This window comes from Pseudomonas sp. KB_15, assembly GCF_052114525.1.
GTDB lineage: Bacteria > Pseudomonadota > Gammaproteobacteria > Pseudomonadales > Pseudomonadaceae > Aquipseudomonas.
This window is the reverse complement of record NZ_JBFREX010000100.1, coordinates 1-1625: the sequence shown is the minus strand read 5'-3', so window position 1 is coordinate 1625 and position 1625 is coordinate 1. Positions and strand designations below refer to the sequence as shown.

Here is a 1625-nt window from a genome sequence, read left to right as displayed (position 1 = left end):
CTGACCTGCACGCTGAACACTTCGTTGTGACTCTCGCCCGCCTTCAGCGCCTGCACCGCACTGGCGACACCATCGGTGCCGTTGGCCAGGGTGTACGTCCATTGGCCGGTGTGGTCCACGGCGATCGAGCCGTAGGTGCCGGTTGGCGAGCCATTGATGCTCCAGGTCGCCGTGGCATCGTGATCGATGTCGGCCGAGCTGAACTGGCCGCTGACGCTGAGCTTGGTGTCTTCCTGCACCGAGCCCGCATCATTGCCCGTCGCGAAACCGAGCACCGGCGCATCGTTGGTGCCGGTGACGGTGACGGTCACCAGCTGGGTGTCGACGCCGCCGAGGCCATCGCTGACCTGCACGCTGAACACTTCGTTGTGACTYTCGCCCGCCTTCAGCGCCTGCACYGCACTGGCGACACCATCGGTGCCGTTGGCCAGGGTGTACGYCCATTGGCCGYTGCTGTCCACCGCGATCGAGCCGTAGGTGCCTGTATCCGTACCCGCAATGCTCCAGGTCGCCGTGGCGTCGTGATCGATGTCGGCCGAGCTGAACTGGCCGCTGACGCTGAGCTGGGTGTCTTCCTGCACCGCGCCGGCCTCGTTGCCGGTCGCGAAATCGAGCACCGGCGCATCGTTGCTGCCGGTGACGGTGATGGTCACCAGCTGGGTGTCGACGCCACCGAGGCCATCGCTGACCTGTACGCTGAACACTTCGTTGTGACTTTCGCCCGCCTTCAGCGCCTGCACCGCACTGGCGACGCCATCGGTGCCGTTGGCCAGGGTGTAGGTCCACTGGCCGGTGTGGTCCACGGCGATCGAGCCGTAGGTGCCTGTATCCGTACCCGCAATGCTCCAGCTCGCCGTGGCGTCGTGATCGATGTCGGCCGAGCTGAACTGGCCGCTGACGCTGAGCTGGATGTCCTCCTGCACCGCGCCGGCCTCGTTGCCGGTCGCGAAATCGAGCACGGGCGCGTCATTGCTGCCGGTGACGGTGATGGTCACCAGCTGGGTGTCCACGCCACCCAGGCCATCGCTGACCGGCACGCTGAACACTTCGTTGTGACTCTCGCCCGCCTTCAGCGCCTGCACCGCACTGGCGACACCATCGGTGCCGTTGGCCAGGGTGTACGTCCACTGGCCGCTGCTGTCCACGGCGATCGAGCCATAGGTGCCGGTATTGGACCCGGCAATACTCCAAGTGGCGGTGGCGTCGTGATCGATGTCGGCCGAGTTGAACTGGCCGCTGACGCTGAGCTTGGTGTCTTCCTGCACCGAGCCCGCATCATTGCCCGTCGCGAAATCGAGCACCGGCGCATCGTTGCTGCCGGTGACGGTGATGGTCACCAGTTGGGTGTCGACACCGCCGAGGCCATCGCTGACTTGCACCGTAAACACGTCATCGTGACTCTCGCCCGCCTTCAGTGACTGCACCGCACTGGCAACGCCATCGGTGCCGTTGGCCAGGGTGTASGTCCACTGGCCGCTGCTGTCCACGGCGATCGAGCCATAGGTGCCGGTATTGGACCCGGCAATACTCCAAGTGGCGGTGGCGTCGTGATCGATGTCGGTCGAGCTGAACTGGCCGCTGACGCTGAGCTGGGTGTCTTCCTGCACCTGCACCGCGCCGGCCTC

1 protein-coding gene is annotated in these 1625 nt (G+C 65.6%); it reads right to left on the bottom strand.

Going from position 1 to position 1625, the window contains the following annotated elements:
- Window positions 1-1625: VCBS domain-containing protein (locus AB4Z35_RS29850; RefSeq protein ID WP_442101136.1), on the bottom strand; the 1625-nt coding region annotated here is incomplete at both ends.